The organism is Bradyrhizobium sp. CSA207, assembly GCF_029051685.1.
Lineage (GTDB): Bacteria > Pseudomonadota > Alphaproteobacteria > Rhizobiales > Xanthobacteraceae > Bradyrhizobium.
Window position 1 is genome coordinate 55,090 of sequence record NZ_JAACFT010000035.1, and the last position, 16,876, is coordinate 71,965.

General features: G+C 65.5%; 13 protein-coding genes. 12 read left to right on the forward strand and 1 reads right to left on the reverse strand.

What is annotated here, in order from left to right; genetic code table 11:
• Nucleotides 1-783 (reverse strand): N-acetylmuramoyl-L-alanine amidase, encoded by a 783-nt coding sequence (locus GWG65_RS31830; RefSeq protein ID WP_275199445.1) that lies wholly within the window; start codon nt 781-783, stop codon nt 1-3.
• Nucleotides 784-1,326: 543 nt separating this feature from the next.
• On the opposite strand from GWG65_RS31830, the gene rsmH reads away from it, so the two are divergent.
• The 12 genes from rsmH (at nt 1,327) to GWG65_RS31890 (ending at nt 16,560) form a co-directional block, all read left to right on the forward strand.
• The gene (gene rsmH / locus GWG65_RS31835) at nt 1,327-2,316 is read left to right on the forward strand and encodes a 16S rRNA (cytosine(1402)-N(4))-methyltransferase RsmH (protein WP_275199446.1); all 990 of its coding nucleotides are present in this window, start codon (nt 1,327-1,329) and stop codon (nt 2,314-2,316) included.
• A gap of 3 nt (nt 2,317-2,319) precedes the next feature.
• Nucleotides 2,320-2,712 carry a hypothetical protein gene (locus GWG65_RS31840; RefSeq protein ID WP_275199447.1) on the forward strand — a complete coding sequence of 131 codons (393 nt, stop codon included), beginning with the start codon at nt 2,320-2,322 and terminating at the stop codon, nt 2,710-2,712.
• Nucleotides 2,709-4,463: a penicillin-binding protein 2 gene (locus GWG65_RS31845; RefSeq protein WP_275199448.1), complete on the forward strand. Its 1,755-nt coding sequence runs from the start codon at nt 2,709-2,711 to the stop codon at nt 4,461-4,463. Before GWG65_RS31840 ends, GWG65_RS31845 begins: the two co-directional genes overlap by 4 nt.
• Nucleotides 4,464-4,543: 80 nt before the next feature.
• Nucleotides 4,544-6,016: a UDP-N-acetylmuramoyl-L-alanyl-D-glutamate--2,6-diaminopimelate ligase gene (locus tag GWG65_RS31850; RefSeq protein ID WP_275199449.1), complete on the forward strand. Its 1,473-nt coding sequence runs from the start codon at nt 4,544-4,546 to the stop codon at nt 6,014-6,016.
• A complete protein-coding gene (gene murF / locus GWG65_RS31855) occupies nt 6,013-7,392 on the forward strand; it encodes a UDP-N-acetylmuramoyl-tripeptide--D-alanyl-D-alanine ligase (protein WP_275199451.1) in 1,380 nt (459 codons plus the stop codon). The genes GWG65_RS31850 and murF overlap by 4 nt, the downstream gene beginning before the upstream one ends.
• A 177-nt stretch (nt 7,393-7,569) precedes the next feature.
• Nucleotides 7,570-8,673: a phospho-N-acetylmuramoyl-pentapeptide-transferase gene (mraY, locus tag GWG65_RS31860; protein WP_148742634.1), complete on the forward strand. Its 1,104-nt coding sequence runs from the start codon at nt 7,570-7,572 to the stop codon at nt 8,671-8,673.
• Between the two features lie 7 nt (nt 8,674-8,680).
• Entirely contained in the window at nt 8,681-10,081 is a 1,401-nt protein-coding gene (murD, locus tag GWG65_RS31865) for a UDP-N-acetylmuramoyl-L-alanine--D-glutamate ligase (protein WP_275199452.1), read from the forward strand.
• A gap of 243 nt (nt 10,082-10,324) precedes the next feature.
• A complete protein-coding gene (gene ftsW / locus GWG65_RS31870) occupies nt 10,325-11,476 on the forward strand; it encodes a putative lipid II flippase FtsW (RefSeq protein WP_275199453.1) in 1,152 nt (383 codons plus the stop codon).
• A gap of 182 nt (nt 11,477-11,658) precedes the next feature.
• On the forward strand, nt 11,659-12,759 hold the full coding sequence (murG, locus tag GWG65_RS31875) for an undecaprenyldiphospho-muramoylpentapeptide beta-N-acetylglucosaminyltransferase (RefSeq protein WP_275199454.1): 1,101 nt from the start codon (nt 11,659-11,661) through the stop codon (nt 12,757-12,759).
• Between the two features lie 137 nt (nt 12,760-12,896).
• Complete coding sequence (gene murC, locus GWG65_RS31880; protein ID WP_275199455.1) at nt 12,897-14,300, forward strand: UDP-N-acetylmuramate--L-alanine ligase; 1,404 nt, start codon at nt 12,897-12,899, stop codon at nt 14,298-14,300.
• Between the two features lie 241 nt (nt 14,301-14,541).
• Nucleotides 14,542-15,459, forward strand: coding sequence for a UDP-N-acetylmuramate dehydrogenase (gene murB / locus GWG65_RS31885; protein ID WP_275199456.1), 918 nt, complete (start codon nt 14,542-14,544; stop codon nt 15,457-15,459).
• A gap of 114 nt (nt 15,460-15,573) precedes the next feature.
• Nucleotides 15,574-16,560, forward strand: coding sequence for a D-alanine--D-alanine ligase (locus GWG65_RS31890; protein ID WP_275199458.1), 987 nt, complete (start codon nt 15,574-15,576; stop codon nt 16,558-16,560).
• The last annotated feature ends 316 nt before the right edge of the window (nt 16,561-16,876 follow it).

Genomic DNA, 16,876 nt, shown 5'->3' on the forward strand with positions numbered 1-16,876 from the left:
TCACTTCGCCGCCACTGCCGTTCCTTCCGGCGGCAGGCTCGCCAGCAGCGCCTGCAATGTCGACAGCGTCGAATGATCCGCGACGCCATCGAGGCGCGCCGGGCGGAAATGGCGCTGGAAGGCGGTGACGACCTCCATCGTCGCAGCGTCGTATTTGCCGGTCAGCGGCACGCCGTAGCCATATCTGGCAAGCGCCTGCTGCAGGCTCAGCACCTCGTCGCTGATGGTGCCGAGCATCAGGCTCTCGCCGCGCACGACAGGTGCGGGCGTGACCCAATGGCCGACTCCGGAATTGGCCAGCGAATGCCACGGAAATTTTTCGCCGGGGTCCTTTTTGCGCGCCGGCGCGACGTCGGAATGGCCGAGCACCCGGTGCGCCGGCACCTTGCGGCGGAGCATGATGCCGCGGCACAGCGCGATCACGGCTGCGATCTGGCGCAGCGGAAATTCCGGATAGCCCCAGTCATGGCCGCGATTGACGATCTCGATGCCGATCGAGCAGGAGTTGATGTCGTCCTCGCCGGCCCAGGACGACATGCCGGCGTGCCAGGCGCGCTTGGCCTCCTGCACACATTGCACGATGCGACCGTCCTCGAGCACGACATAGTGCGCCGAGACCTCGGTGCCGGCGGAGCAGAGCCGCGCCAATGCGCCCTCGACGTCGGGCATGCCGGTATAGTGCAGCACGATCATGTCGGGCTGCCGTCCCTTGTTGCGGTCGCCGTGGTTCGGCGAGGGGATGATGTCCGACACGATTGAGGAATCCGGGTCGAACGTCCGCATGATCGCCGCAGTCTTGGGAACCGGGAGAACGCGTTGACGCTTCGAGTCGGGTCCAGGTGGCGCGGGCGAACCGGGCGGCATAGGCAGCTCAAATCGGACGAGGGGAACCATGGGCCGTTAAAGCCCTCACTTTACTATTCCTTTACCCTCCCGCCGGCGCAATCGCGCGGGGCGGTTAACGGATGCATTTTGCGCCTTGTGTGTGGATGAAGCATCACCGGCTCGCGACCTTTTCCACTTGTAAGGAAACGATCAACGCTTTCTTAACGCTAAGGGCCGTTACTGAGAGGTGAAGAGCCGACCCGCGTCCGGAGGCGGCCAAAGCGTTTTTTGGCTCGAAATTCCATGGCTGCCCGACAAATTCCACTGGGAACACCGGGTTTGCTGCCCGGGACGACCGGGTTCGGCAGCCATGTTGGACAGGGGTTGGGTCGTGGAACCGCCGCGACGCGGAATAATTCGAGGCGTAATGGGCTTGCTCGCCCCCAATTTGATATGGACGTTCGTTCGGACGTCCACTTGGGCGCTCGGCAGGCGTGCCGCATGAGCTCGGTTCCGCATATCCCCGTCCTTGGCCGCGAGGCCATCGACCATCTCGCACCGCGCGAGGGCGGCATCTATGTCGATGCCACTTTTGGCGGCGGCGGCTACAGCCGCGCCATCCTCGACGTGCCGGGAACCCGTCTGATCGCGATTGATCGCGACCGCACCGCGATCGCTGATGGTGCCGAGCTGGTCGAGCGCTCCGCTGGCCGGCTGACGCTGGTCGAGGACCGCTTTTCGAACCTTGATGAGGTCTGCGCGGCGCAAGGTGTCGACGTCGTCGACGGCGTCGTGATGGACGTCGGCGTCTCCTCGATGCAGCTCGACCAGGCTGGTCGCGGGTTCTCGTTCCGCCTCGATGGTCCGCTCGACATGCGGATGGGGCAGTCGGGGCCGACCGCGGCCGACGTTGTCGCGCGCGCCTCGGAAGCCGATCTCGCCGACATCATCTATCTCTTCGGCGAGGAGCGGCATTCGCGCCGCGTCGCCCGCGCCATCGTGGCGGACCGACAAGAGACGCCGTTCACGACCACGCGCGCGCTCGCCGATCTCGTCGCCAGGGTGGTTCGTTCAAAGCCCGGGGACATCCACCCCGCGACGCGGACGTTCCAGGCCCTGCGCATCTTCGTCAACGAAGAACTCGAGGAGCTCCAGACCGCGCTGGCGGCAGCCGAACGCGTGCTGCGGCCCGGCGGCCGGCTCGTGGTGGTCTCGTTCCACTCGCTGGAAGACCGCATCGTCAAGAATTTTCTCACCTCACGTTCCAGGACCGGCGGCGGCTCGCGTCATCTGCCGGAAATGGGGCAGACAGCACCGAGTTTCCAGCTTCTGACGCGGCGGCCGGTGATCGCAGGCGAAGAGGAAGTTGCGCACAATCCGCGGGCCCGTTCCGCCAAGCTTCGTGCCGCCGAGCGTACGGCTGCGCCCGCGCATGACGACGGCGAGCCGTCGTCATGGCCAAGACTCTCCAACGTGATGAGGGGTGGCTAGCGCATGCGCATCATCCACCTCCTCGTCATCGGCGCGCTGATCTTCGCGGCCGCCTATGTCTACCGGATCAAGATGGATTCCACGGCCCGCACCGAGAGGGTGCTGCGGTTGCATGCGGAGATCCGCGAGCAGCGCGACGCCATCGCGGCGCTGCGGTCCGAATGGGCCAAGCTCGATGCGCCGCTGCGCCTGCAAGGCCTCGCCGAGCGGCATCTGCCGCTGAAGCCGATCAATGCGACGCAATATGACTCATTGAAGAACCTGCCGGAGCGTCCGCCGCGGATGTTCAGGCCAGGCGAGCCCGATCCGATCGGGTCCATGATCAACACCATCGAAGCCGCGAGCGATCCGGATACGGTGACGGGTTCGGTGCCTCAGCCCGAGGACAAGCAATGAGTGCTGCAACTCCGGCCAAGCCTGTTGAGAAATCAAATGAGCCCTGGCGGCAGCGGCTGATCCGCAGCCTGCTCTACGGGCGCAATGTCGACCGTGCCGCGAAGGCGCGCGCGCGCGTCGGGCTGGCGATCCTCGCCTTCGCCGGGGTCTACGCGCTGATCGGCGGCCGCCTCGTGATGTTTGCGATCGGCGCCGACGCCCACGGCGCGCGGCGCGCCGCGGCGCAGGAGGTGGTCGCGACCGCGCGGCCCGACATCGTCGATCGCAACGGCGCGATCCTCGCAACCGACGTCAAGGCGTCGAGCCTGTTCGGCGAGCCGCGCCGCATCATCGACAAGGACGAAGCCATCGAGCTGCTGACCGCGACCGTGCCCGACCTCGACGAGGCCGAGGTGCGCGAGCGCCTGAAGACGCGCAAGGGCTTTGTCTGGCTCAAGCGCGAGATCACGCCGAAGCAGCAGCAGGACATCCACAAGCTCGGCATTCCCGGCATCGGCTTCCTGCGCGAAAACAAGCGCGTCTATCCGACCGGCAACGAGGTCGCCCACCTCATCGGTCTGGTCAACATTGACAACCAGGGCATCGCCGGCATGGAGAAGTGGCTCGACAATCAAGGGCTCGCCGATCTGCATCGCGCCGGCTTTGCCACCGACCGGCTGCAAAAGCCGATCGAACTCTCGGTGGACCTGCGCGTCGAGCATGCGCTGCGCGACGAGCTCTTGAAGGCCAAGGAGAAGTACCACACCAAGGCCGCCTCCGGCATCGTCTCCAACGTCAAGACCGGCGAGATCGTTGCGATGGTCTCGCTGCCTGACTTCGATCCCAACAGTCCGAAGGAAGCGCACGACCCCGATCGCATCAATCGCCTGACCACCGGCGTCTACGAGATGGGCTCGACCTTCAAGGCGTTCACGCTGGCGATGGCGCTCGATTCCGGAAAGATCAATCTGAACTCGTCGTGGGATGCGCGCGGAAACCTGCACTACGGCAAATTCACCATCCACGACAGCCACTCGCTCGGACGCTTCATCAACACCAAGGAAGTGTTCACCTACTCGTCCAACATCGGTGCTGCGCGGATCGCGCTTAGCCAGGGCGTCGAGGCGCACAAGGCCTTCCTCGCCAAGATGGGCCAATTGACGCGGCTGCGCACCGAACTCCCCGAGAGCGCGGCTCCGCTGGTACCGCGCCGCTGGAGTGAGCTGAACACGGTTACCGTCGCGTTCGGTCAGGGCCTGTCCGTGGCGCCCCTCCAGGCAGTGATGGGCATCAACGCCCTGGTGAACGGCGGCTATCTCATTCCTCCGACTTTCATGAAGCGCAGCGAAGCGGAAGCGGCGGCGCTGGCCAAACGCGTGATCAAGCAGGAGACCAGCGACAAGATGCGGTTCCTGATGCGGCTCAATGCCGAGATCGGTACCGCCAAGACCGCCGACATCAAGGGCTATTACGTCGGCGGCAAGACCGGCACGTCCGAGAAGGTCATCAACGGCCGTTATGCCAAGAAGCGGGTGCTCAACTCCTTTACCGCGATCATGCCCTGCGACGATCCGAAGTATCAGATCCTCGTGATGCTGGACGAGCCGCAGTCGCTGCCGGAGACCCACGGCTTCATCACCTCGGGCTGGAACGCGGTGCCCACGGGCGGCAAGGTGATCGAGCGGATCGCACCGCTTTTGGGCGTCGAGCCGCGCTTCGACCTGCCGCCGTCCGAGCGCCTTATTCTTGCAGCATCCAGAGCAACCCAGTAATCAACGGGTAGCCCGTCGCCGGTGCTGAGTCGGTATTTTACAACGATTCGGCTTTCCCGCGCGGCATCGACTGGAAGACCATGAAACTGCGCGATCTCCTTGGCCAAGATCTGCTTGGCAATGATGCCGCGATCGAGCCCGCTGCTGCCGCGCTCGATGTGACCGGGCTTGCGCTCGACAGTCGCGCGGTCAGGCAGGGCGACGCTTTCTTCGCACTCGCGGGCAGCAAGACCGACGGCGCGCGCTTCATCGATGCGGCCGTTGCTGCAGGTGCGATCGCCATTGTCGGCGACCATCCGCCGGCGGGCTGCAAGGTGCCGTTCGTCAGCGTCGCCAATCCGCGCCGCGCGCTGGCGCTGGCCGCTGCGAAATTCTTTCCCAAGCAGCCCGCGACCATTGCCGCGGTGACCGGCACCAGCGGCAAGACGTCAGTCGCCGCGTTCACGCGGCAGATCTGGGAGCGGCTCGGGCATGTCTCCGCCAGCATCGGCACCATCGGCCTGGTTTCGCCGAAGCGTACGGTCTATGGCTCGTTGACGACGCCAGATCCGATCGCCCTGCACCGGCAGCTGGATGAGATCGCGCGCGACGGCGTCACGCATCTCGCGTTCGAGGCGTCTTCGCACGGGCTCGATCAGTATCGTCTCGACGGCGTGCGCGTCTCCGCTGGCGGCTTCACCAATCTCTCGCGCGATCATATGGATTACCATCCGACCGTCGCGCATTACCTGGCCGCAAAACTCAGGCTGTTCCGCGAACTGGTTCCACCGGGCGGCGCCGCGGTGATTTCCGCCGATCATGACTGCTCGGCTGAAGTTGTCGAGGCGGCGAAAACGCGCGGCCTGCGCGTGATGGCGGTCGGCCGCAATGGCGATGGAGCAGGCGAGGGCATTCGTCTCGTCGATGCCGCGGTCGAGGGTTTCTCGCAAGTGCTTGCGCTCGAACATCGCGGCGAGCGGTATTCGATCCGGCTGCCGCTGGTCGGCGAATTCCAGATCGAGAACGCGCTGGTGTCGGCCGGCCTTGCGATCGGCACCGGCAGCGATGCGGCGAATGTGTTTGCGAGCCTCGAACATCTCGAAGGCGCCAAGGGCCGGCTGGAGCGCGTCGGCGAGCGCAACGGCGCGCCGATCTTTGTCGATTACGCCCACAAGCCCGATGCGCTGGTGAAGGCGCTGCAGGCGCTGCGCCCTTACGCCAGGCGAAGGCTGATCGTCGTGTTCGGCGCTGGCGGCGATCGCGATGCCGGCAAGCGGCCGATCATGGGCGCGATCGCGGCGGAGAACGCCGACGGTGTCATCATCACCGATGACAATCCGCGCAGCGAGCAGCCGGAAGCCATTCGCGCCGCAATCCTTGCCACCGCAAAGGGCGCGCGCGAAATCGGCGACCGCGCTGCGGCGATCCGCACCGCGATCGATGAACTGCAAGAAGGCGATGCGCTGCTCGTCGCCGGCAAGGGCCACGAGACCGGGCAGATCGTCGGCGGCCAGGTGCTGCCCTTCAGTGATCACGAGGCGGTCGCCGCCGCATTAGCGTCGAGGGTTGCATGAGTAGGCCACTATGGACGATTGCCGAAGTGGCGCGTGCGCTGGGTGTTGCCGGAACATTCCCGGACACGAGCATCGACCTCGTCACCCAGGACAGCCGGCTGGTGAAGCCGGGCAGCCTGTTCGTCGCGCTCAGCGGGACGCCGAGCGGCGGCTTCGTCTCGGCCTTCGCCAGTGCGCGTGACGGATGGGAGTTCGCGGACAAGGCCGAAGCCTCCGGCGCGGCCGCGATGATCGTGCCGCACGAGATCGCCGGCATCCGCATCCCGCAACTCATCGTGAAGGACACGCTGATCGACGGCCTCTGGAGCCTCGCACGCGCCGCGCGCGGGCGCTTCAACGGGCCGGTGATCGGCCTGACCGGCAGCGCCGGCAAGACCAGCACCAAGGAATTTCTGGCGGCCTATCCGAACGCCTATGCGAGCCCGTCGAGCTTCAACAATTTTTGGGGCGTGCCGCTGACGCTGTGCAACGCCAGGCCCGATGCGAGCCTCTGGGTCGTCGAGATGGGCATGAACCAGCGAGGCGAGATCGCGCGGCTCAGCGAATTGACGCGGCCGACGGTGGCGCTCGTCGTCAACGTCCAGCCGGTGCATCTGGAAAAGCTCGGCTCGCTCGAAGCGATCCGCCGCGAGAAGGTCTCGATCGCACTCGGCTTGCCCCCGGACGGCGTGCTGGTGCTGCCGGCCGGGATCAAGGCGTCCGAATGGAAGGGCAAGGTCATACGCTTCGGCGAGAATGCCGAGGTGCACGAGATCACGCACGCCCCGCATGGCGAGAGCTGGCAAGTCGTTGCCGGGATCGGCAAGAAGGAGCTCGCATTCAGCCTGACGCCGGGTGCGCCGCACCGCGTTCAGAATGCGCTGGCCGCGCTTGCCGCGATCCGTGCGGCGAATCTCGATCCGGCGACGCTCGCGATCAAGCTCGACCGGGTCGGCATCATGACCGGCCGCGGCGTCGAGCAGGCGGTCGGCGGCGTTACCGTGATCGACGACAGTTTTAACGGCAATCCGGCCAGCGTGGCTGCTGCTCTGCAAAGCCTTCAGGCGCGTCACGTGAGCGATGGCCGCCGCATTGCGGTGCTCGGCGACATGCTGGAATTGGGCGATGACGCACCAAGCTATCACACCGGCCTCGCCAGGCATCTCGCAGGGATCGACGGCGTCTTTTGCGTCGGGCCGCTGATGCGCCAACTCTACGACGTGCTGCCGGCCGGCAAAGCCCTCGGCTGGCACGACGATCCCGCCACGCTGAGGCCGAATGACGTCGCAGGCCTGCTGAAGGCAGGCGACGTCGTGGTTGTCAAGGGCAGCAAGAAGATGTTCTGGGTCAACAAGTTTGTGCCGGCCCTAGTGGCCGCCTTGCAGGCAAAGGCGTAAACTGCTTGGAAGGCGCTGTTCCATATCCCACCCTTTGCGGCGCGAAGCCGTCCGGTTTCTTAGAGGTCGCCCGACCCATGACCAAGACCTGCGAAACCAAGACCAGCGAATGCGCGTGAGGCACGTGAGGCCGGTCAAGGCCAAGCTCGCGTGCAAATGCGCCACAGGACCTTCTGAATGTTTTACTGGCTGATCGAGCTCTCCAACACATTTCCGGGCTTCGGTGCGGTTCGCACCTTCCTCAACGTCTTCCGTTATATCACCTTCCGCACCGGCGGTGCCGTCGTCACCGGCGCGCTGTTCGTGTTCCTGTTCGGGCCCTGGATCATCGATCACTTGCGCATCCGCCAGGGCAAGGGCCAGCCGATCCGGGCTGACGGCCCGCAATCGCATCTCAGCAAGAAGGGCACGCCCACCATGGGCGGTCTGATGATCCTGTCCGGCCTCACGGTCGGCACGGTACTGTGGGCCAATCCGCTCAACCCCTACGTCTGGATCGTGCTCGCGGTGACGCTCGGCTTTGGCTTCGTCGGTTTCTATGACGATTATCTCAAGGTGACCAAGCAGACCACGACCGGGTTCGGCGGCAAGCTTCGCCTGCTGATCGAGGCGGTCATCGCGCTGGCCGCCTGCTATGCGCTGGTGCGGCTGAATCGCGATCCCGCGTCGACTGCACTGACGATTCCTTTTCTCAAGGATACGGTGCTGCATTTCGGCTGGTTCTTCGTCGTCTTTGGCGCCTTCGTCATTGTCGGCGCCGGCAATGCGGTGAACCTCACCGATGGTCTCGACGGCCTCGCCATCGTGCCCGTGATGATCGCGACCGCGAGCTTTGCGATGATCGCCTATCTCGCCGGCAACGCGGTGTTCGCCGACTATCTCCAGATCAAATATGTCGCCGGCACTGGCGAGCTCGCGGTGCTGTGCGGCGCGCTGCTCGGGGCCGGGCTCGGCTTCCTCTGGTTCAACGCTCCGCCGGCCTCGATCTTCATGGGCGATACCGGCTCGCTCGCGCTCGGCGGCATGCTGGGCGCGATTGCGGTCGCGGTGAAGCATGAGATCGTGCTCGCGGTGATTGGTGGTCTGTTCGTGCTGGAGGCGGTCTCCGTCATCGTGCAGGTGGTGTCGTTCAAGTTCACCGGAAAGCGCATCTTCCGCATGGCGCCGATCCACCACCATTTCGAGCAGCTGGGCTGGACCGAGCCGCAGATCGTGATCCGCTTCTGGATCATTTCGGTGATGCTGGCGCTTGCCGGCCTGTCGACGCTGAAGCTGCGGTGATCGATCGATGATCCCGGTCACGTCCTTTGCCGGCAAGACGGTCGCCGTATTCGGGCTCGGCGGCTCGGGGCTCGCCTCCTGCCACGCCCTGAAGGCCGGCGGCGCCGAGGTGATCGCCGGCGACGACAGTGCCGAGAACGTCGCCAAGGCGGCGCAAGCCGGTTTCATCACCGCGGACTTGCGCAACGTCTCCTGGGCGAATTTCGCAGCCCTCGTGCTCGCACCCGGCGTGCCGCTGACGCATCCGGTGCCGCACTGGACTGTGCTGAAGGCGCGCGAGGCGGGCGTCGAAGTGATCGGGGACATCGAGCTGTTCTGCCGCGAGCGGCGGCGGCATGCGCCGGACGCGCCGTTCGTCGCCATCACCGGCACCAACGGCAAGTCGACCACGACGGCGCTGATCGCGCACCTGACCAAGGTGGCCGGCTACGACACCCAGATGGGTGGCAACATCGGCACCGCGATCCTGTCGCTGGAGCCGCCGCGCATGGGCCGCGTCCATGTGATCGAGATGTCGTCCTACCAGATTGATCTCACGCCCTCGCTCGATCCCTCCGTCGGCATTCTGCTCAACGTCAGCGAGGATCACATCGACCGTCACGGCACCATCGCGCGATACGCCGCGGTGAAGGAGCGCCTCGTCGCCGGCGTTCAGGCGAGCGGCACCTCGATCGTCGGCGTCGACGACGGCTTTTGCCGCGACATCGCCGACCGGCTCGACCGCGCCGGCAAGAACGTGGTGCGCATCTCCGTCAAGAATCCGGTGGCCTCCGGCATCTATGTCGAGCACGGCACGATCGTTCGGGCGTCGGGCGGCGCCAAGAGCGACGTCGCCGCGCTCGGCGGCATCGGTTCGCTGCGTGGGCTGCACAATGCACAGAACGCGGCCTGCGCCGCCGCTGCCGCGCTCGCGATGGGCATCAGCCTCGATGTGCTCCAGAACGGCCTGCGCAGCTTTCCCGGCCTGGCGCACCGCATGGAGCAGGTCGGCCGCCGCGGCAACGTGCTGTTCGTCAACGACTCCAAGGGCACCAACGCGGATGCCACCGCGCATGCGCTGTCGTCCTTCGCCGACATCTTCTGGATCGCCGGCGGCAAGCCGAAGGCGGGCGGCATCACTGGCCTGACCAGCTTCTTCCCGCGCATCCGCAAAGCCTATCTGATCGGCGAGGCGGCGCAGGAGTTTTCGGGAACACTGGGCACGCAGGTGTCGCACGAGATCAGCCAGACGCTCGATGTCGCGGTCGCGAATGCCGCGCGCGATGCGGAAGCTTCGGGCCTCACGGACGCGGTCGTGCTGCTCTCGCCCGCCTGCGCCTCCTTCGATCAGTACCGCAATTTCGAGATCCGCGGCGCCAAGTTCCGCGAGCTGGTGCAGGCCTTGCCGGGTGTGAAGCCCGTGGTGTGAGTAGGGCACGTCGGCTCGTCATTCTCCGCTGTCGTCGCCCGGCTTGACCGGGCGATCCAGTACGCCGCGGCTGTGGTTATGAACCTCGCCGCCTCTGGAATACTGGATGCCCCGCCTTCGCGGGGCATGACGGGGATTTGAGATGGGCGCTCGCCTGCATCTTCAAACATTCGCTCTTCCTTAACCTCCCGGTAACCAACCTCGGCGACCAATGGACCGACCTCTGTCCGAAAGCGGCCGCCCATGCTCTCCCGTGAAGAACGCACCCCCTTTTCCGAGTGGTGGTGGACCGTCGACAAGCCGCTGATGGGCGCCATCCTGGCGCTGATGCTGTGCGGCGTCATTCTGTCGCTGGCGGCCAGTCCGCCGGTTGCGACCCGCATCGGGCTCGATCCCTTCCACTTCTTCAGCCGCCACGTGATGTTCCTGGCGCCGTCCTTCATGGTGCTGGTCGGCGTCTCCTTCCTGTCACCGCGGGCGATCCGCCGCTCGGCGCTGATCATCTTCGCGGCCAGCATCATCCTGATCGTGCTGACGCTTGCGATCGGCCCGGAGGTGAAGGGCTCACGGCGCTGGATCACGCTGCTCGGCGTCAACATCCAGGCCTCTGAAATTGCCAAACCTTCGTTTGTCGTCGTCGCGGCCTGGCTCTTTGCGGAATCGACCAGGCGGCCCGAGATGCCGGCGACCTCGATGGCGCTGGTGCTGCTGTTGATGCTGGTCTCGCTGCTCGTGATGGAGCCCGATTTCGGCCAGACCATGCTGATCCTGATGGTGTGGGGCTCGCTGTTCTTCATCGCGGGCATGCGCATGATCTGGGTGTTCGGTCTCGCGGGTGCTGCCGCCGCCGGCCTGTTCAGCGCCTATCTGTTCGTTCCCCACGTCGCCGGCCGCATCAAGCGCTTCATGAATCCGGCTTCCGGCGACACCTTCCAGGTCGATACTGCGATGGAAGCGTTCTACAACGGCGGCTGGTTCGGTCTCGGACCGGGCGAGGGCATCGCCAAGCGCAGCCTGCCGGACAGCCACACTGATTTCGTGTTCGCGGTCGCGGCCGAAGAGTTCGGCATCATCCTGTGCCTCGCCATGCTGACGCTGTTCGCCTTCGTCGTTATCCGCACGCTGTCGCGCGCCTACGCCAATGAGGACATGTTCTCGCGCTTTGCGGCCTCGGGTCTGGCGATCCTGTTCGGCGTCCAAGCCGCGATCAACATGTCGGTCAACCTCCAACTCATCCCCGCCAAGGGCATGACGCTGCCCTTCATCTCCTATGGCGGCTCCTCGATCGTGTCGCTCGCCTATGGCGTCGGCATGATGCTGGCGCTGACCCGGCTGCGTCCGCGCACCGAGGTCGAGGCAAGCGGCCACGCCGAGGCGATGCGCAGCTACGCGTGATTGCGTGTCCCGGACAAGCGCAGCGAAGCGGAGCGCAGAGCCGGGACCCAGAATCTCGCAACATGGGCCCCGGTTCAGCAGCGCACCACGCCGCCAAGAGCGGTGCGCTGCGCTGCGCCCGGCACGAGCACTCCTCGTTTGCGGCTCGCAATGAAAGCTGACAGCCTGTAAAACTCCTCGCCATGGACACGTCTCCCCTGATTCTTCTCGCCGCGGGCGGCACCGGTGGCCATCTGTTTCCGGCCGAGGCGCTCGGCGTCGAATTGATCCGGCGCGGCTTTCGCGTTCGCCTCGTCACCGACGAGCGCGCGCTGCGCTACAGCGGGCTGTTCAGCAAGGACATGATCGACGTCGTTGCAAGCGAGACTGCGCGCGGCCGCAATCCGCTCCAGCTCGCCTATGCCGGCCTCACGCTCGCCGCCGGCACGCTGTCTGCTTTCGGCCTGATCAAGCGTCTCAAACCGGTCGCCGTCGTTGGCTTCGGCGGCTATCCGACGGTGCCGCCGCTGGTCGCGGCGAAGTTCGCCGGCGTGCCCGGCATCATTCACGACGCCAATGCGGTGCTCGGCCGCGCCAACCGCTTCCTCGCAAGCCGCGTCCGCGCCATCGCGACGTCGTTGCCCGGCGTGCTCGACCGCGATCCGGCGCTGGCCGGCAAGACCACGACGGTCGGCACGCCGATGCGGCCAGCGATCCTCGCGGCTGCCGCCGTGAAATATTCTGCGCCCGAAGTGAACAGTCCGCTGCGACTGCTCGTCGTCGGCGGCAGCCAGGGTGCGCGCATCATGGCCGACATCGTGCCCGGTGCGATCGAGCGGCTCGAGCCCGCGCTGTGGAGCCGGCTCGTCCTCACCCAGCAGGTGCGCGACGAGGACATGGCGCGCGTGCGCGCGGTCTACGACAGGCTCAAGATCAAGGCCGAGCTTGCGCCGTTCTTTACAGACTTGCCGGCGCGGCTCGCCTCCAACCATCTGGTGGTGTCGCGCTCCGGCGCCGGCACCGTTGCCGAGCTTGCCGCGATCGGGCGGCCCTCGATCCTGGTGCCGCTGCCCGGCTCGATCGATCAAGACCAGTTCGCCAATGCCGGCGTGCTGGCCAAGGTCGACGGCGCGGTCCGCATCCCGCAGACGGAATTCACCTCCGACCGGCTGGCCGCGGAAATCTCCGGCTTCGCCGCCGAGCCGGCACGCCTTGCCGCGATGGCTGTGGCGGCGAAGGGGGCGGGGCGGCTCGATGCTGCCGAGAGGCTCGCCGATCTCGTGGTCAAAGTTGCGGGAATCTGACGCGAAACCGGCCAAATTTCCTACTTTTGCCGTCATGGCCGGGCTTGTCCCGGCCATCCACGTCTTGCAAGAAGTGGTAAGGATTCGTGGATGCCCGGGACAAGCCCGGGCATGACGACGGAACGACGGGATAGAGCATGAGACTGCCGCGCGAGATTGGACCCATCCACTTCGTCGGGATCGGCGGGATCGGCATGAGCGGCATCGCCGAGGTGCTGGTCAATCTCGGCTATGCCGTGCAGGGCTCGGATGCCTCCGACAATTACAATCTCGATCGGCTGCGCAAGAAGGGCGCAAAGGTCACGGTCGGCCATGCGGCCGAGAACGTCGACGGCGCCGACGTCGTCGTGGTGTCCTCGGCGATCAAGCGCGACAATCCGGAACTGATGGCGGCGCGCGTGCAGCGCATTCCCGTGGTGCGCCGCGCCGAGATGCTGGCCGAGCTGATGCGGCTGAAGAGCTGCGTCGCCATCGCCGGCACCCATGGCAAGACCACGACGACCACCATGGTCGCGACGCTGCTCGATGCCGGCGGCCTCGATCCCACCGTCATCAACGGCGGCATCATCAATGCCTACGGCTCCAATGCGCGCCTCGGTGCCGGCCACTGGATGGTGGTGGAAGCCGACGAGAGCGACGGCACGTTCCTGAAGCTGCCGACCGAAGTGGCGATCGTCACCAATGTCGACCCCGAGCATCTCGATCACTTCAAGACGTTCGAGGCCGTGCAGGACGCGTTCCGCAGCTTCGTCGAGAACCTGCCGTTCTACGGCTTTGCCGTGATGTGCATCGATCATCCCGTGGTGCAGAGCCTCGTCGGCAAGATCGAGGATCGCCGCATCATCACCTATGGCGAGAATCCGCAGGCGGATGCGCGGTTGCTCGATTTGACTTCCGGTGGCGGCGGCTCGAAGTTCAAGGTTGTGATCCGCGACCGCAAGGCCGGCACAACGCATGAGATCGGCGACCTCGCGCTGCCGATGCCCGGCCGGCACAACGCATCGAATGCGACCGCGGCGATTGCGGTCGCACATGCTCTCGGCATCTCCGACGACAAGATCCGCAGCGCCATTGCAAATTTCGGCGGCGTCAAGCGCCGCTTCACCAAGACCGGCGAGTGGAACGGCATCACCGTGATCGACGATTACGGCCATCACCCCGTGGAGATCGCGGCGGTCCTGAAGGCCGCGCGCGACTCCTACAGCGGAAAGGTGATCGCCGTGGTGCAGCCGCACCGCTACACCCGCCTGCAATCGCTGTTCGAGGAATTCTGCACCTGCTTCAACGATGCTGATGCCGTGATCGTCGCCGATGTCTACGCCGCGGGCGAGGCGCCGATCGATGGCATCGACCGCGACCATTTCGTCGCCGGCCTGCGCGCCCATGGGCACCGCGAAGTGATCGCGCTGCCGAATGCCAACGAACTCGCCACGATCGTCCACGGCATCTCCAAGAGCGGCGATCTCGTCGTGTGCCTCGGTGCCGGCAACATCACGCAATGGGCCTACGCGCTGCCCGGCGAATTGAAGGCGCTGGGGTGAGCATGCGCATGAGGGGCACACAAGTTGCGTCAAAGCACAGTGCGCTCCCTCCCCCCTTGTGGGGGAGGCGTAGGCCGCCTTCGGCGGCCGTGCTTTTAAGATACGCCGAAGCGAAGCTTCGGCTATGGGAGGGGGGTGGCCCCGGGCGAGGTCTGAGTTCGTGGCTACCCCCCTCCCTGACCCTCCCCCACAAGGGGGGAGGGAACGGAAGCAGTCTGCTCACCTCACCCGAGGATGCGGCATGAGCTTCCCCGACATCACGCCCGATCTCAAAGCCGCGATGCCTGAGCTCCGCGGCCGGCTGCTCGCCAACCAATCGCTTGCCGAGCTCACCTGGTTTCGCGTCGGCGGGCCGGCGCAGGTGCTGTTCACGCCCGCGGATGAGGACGATCTCGCCTATTTCCTGGCACAGCTGCCGAACGACATTCCGGTCTATGTCGTCGGCGTTGGCTCCAACCTGATCGTGCGCGACGGTGGCATTGCGGGTGTGGTGATCCGGCTCGGGCCGCGCGCGTTCGGCGAGGCCAGCGCGAACGGCGATATCGTCACGGCCGGTGCTGCCGCGCTCGACAAGCGCGTGGCGGAGGTCGCGGCCAGCGCCAATATAGGCGGGCTGGAATTCTACTTCGGCATTCCCGGCACCATCGGCGGCGCGCTGCGCATGAACGCGGGCGCCAATGGCGGCGAGACCAGGGATGTGCTGATCGAGGCGACGGGCGTCGGGCGTGACGGTACAAAGTACCTCTTCCCCAACGCCGACATGAAATTCGTCTACCGCAGCAGCGGGGTCGATCCCTCCATTATCTTCACCTCCGCGCGCTTCCGCGGCGAGATAAGGGATGCGGAAGCGATCCGCGCGCGCATGGCGGAAGTGCAGAGCCATCGCGAGACTGCGCAGCCGATCCGGGAAAAGACCGGCGGCTCGACCTTCAAGAATCCGCCCGGCCACTCCGCCTGGAAGCTGGTCGACGCCGCCGGCTGCCGCGGCCTTCGCGTCGGCGGCGCGCAGGTGTCGGAGATGCACTGCAATTTCCTGATCAACACGGGCGAGGCCACCGCGCACGACATCGAAACGCTGGGCGAGACCGTGCGCGAACGAGTGAAGGCAAATTCCGGAATTGAGCTACGTTGGGAAATCAAACGCATCGGGGTTTCATGATCACCGTCATGCCGGGGCTCGCGAAGCGAGAGCTATGATGCGCAATTGCGCATCATAGTTCGCGACTTTGTCGCGCCCGGGAATGACGAACTGGAGAGATTGCGGACTATGAACATGCGCATCACCATCCTCTTTGGCGGCTCCAACCGGGAGCGTCTGGTTTCGGTCGCTTCAGCCCAGGCACTGCATCAGGCGTTGCCCGAGGCCGATCTCTGGTTCTGGGACGTGCAGGACAAGGTGCACGTCGTCCAGTCCAAGCAGCTGCTCGAACATGCCCGTCCGTTCGAGGACGAGTTCAAGCCCGGCACGCGCGGCATTCCGCTGGAGCAGGCGCTTGACCAGGCCAAGGCCGAGGACCGCGTTCTGGTGCTCGGCCTGCACGGCGGGCGCGCCGAGAACGGGGAATTGCAGGTGACGTGCGAGGCGCGCGGCGTGGCCTTCACTGGATCCGGCTCGGCCTCCTCGCATCTTGCCTTCGACAAGGTCGCGGCCAAGCGGTTTGCCGCGCTCGGCGGCGTGACGCCGCCGCCAAACATTGCGCTCGAGACGATCGACGAGGCCTTTGCCGAATACGGCAGGCTGATCGCGAAGCCGGCGCGGGACGGCTCGAGCTACGGACTGATCTTCGTCAACGCCAAGCAGGACCTCGTCGCCGTCCGCAATGCGGCAAAGCATGAGGAGTACGTCATCGAGCCCTACATTGCCGGCGTCGAGGCAACCTGCGGGGTGCTGGAGCGGCCCGACGGTTCGATCATCGCGCTGCCGCCGATCGAGATCATTCCGGGCGAGGGCAATTTCGACTACGCGGCAAAATATCTTTTGAAATCGACCCAGGAGATCTGCCCGGGCCGCTTTACGGCCGAAGTCACCGCCGCGCTGAAGCAGCAGGCGATGCTGGCGCATCGCGCGATGTCCTGCACTGGCTATTCGCGCTCGGACTTCATCGTCTCGGACAAGGGGCTGGTCTATCTCGAAACCAACACGCTGCCCGGGCTGACGAAGTCTTCGCTCTACCCCAAGTCGCTGAAGGCCGAAGGCATCGCGATCGTCGACTTCCTGCGCGGCCTGATTGAGCTCGCCGAACGGCGGGTGCGGAAATAATTAGGACTGGTTAACGGCGAAACGGGCGAAACCGCCTGGTTTGGCGGCCAAAACCGGTAAAATGCCGGACATTGCGGCATAAATGCCTCACAGCGCGGGGCAAAAAGCTTTCCGCGTTAACGAACTTTACCTTTTGTTTACCAGGAAGGCCGAAGGTTAACGCTGGCGGCGCATATGGCGCTTTGGCTGCCGGCGCGTGAGCTGTTGCGGGTGATCTCGCCTCCAGCGAACGCTTTGAAGGGGAAAGGCTTCTTCTGCTGAAGACCAGCACCCGGTCGGCAAGTCCGAGACGTCCATGTTCGCCAGGACCCGCGTG